This is a genomic window from Tessaracoccus sp. OH4464_COT-324 (assembly GCF_003932855.1).
Lineage (GTDB): Bacteria > Actinomycetota > Actinomycetes > Propionibacteriales > Propionibacteriaceae > Arachnia.
The window spans coordinates 1-314 of sequence record NZ_RQYZ01000178.1; the positions used below are offsets into that span (position 1 = coordinate 1).

Consider the following 314-nt stretch of genomic DNA (forward strand, 5'->3'; position numbering starts at 1 on the left):
CTTGTCTTCCAACGTCGAATACAGCTTTTTTAACTCACTTGCCATTTGGGTAAACACTAGAGCTAATCGACCTATTTCATCATCGCTTTTCGTATCTAGCGGAATATGGTTAAACTGCCCAATTTGCACTTGAGAACTTGCTAATGCCAGTTTTTCCAATGGATTTACAACACGTTTATGGGTGAAGTAAATCACATAGGACACCATAATCAAGATAACCAGCATTGCGGCAAGAATACTGAGCACAGCAATTTTCAATTTGAGTTCTGCAAAATATTGTAATGTGTTTACAAATTGATCTACTTGGTTCACAT

Annotated in this window: 1 protein-coding gene; it reads right to left on the reverse strand. The window is 37.3% G+C overall.

Annotated features, from left to right (window positions below):
• On the reverse strand, nucleotides 1–225 hold a 225-nt coding region (locus EII42_RS12670; protein ID WP_233558426.1), incomplete at its 3' end, for a HAMP domain-containing protein.
• Nucleotides 226–314: the final 89 nt, after the last annotated feature.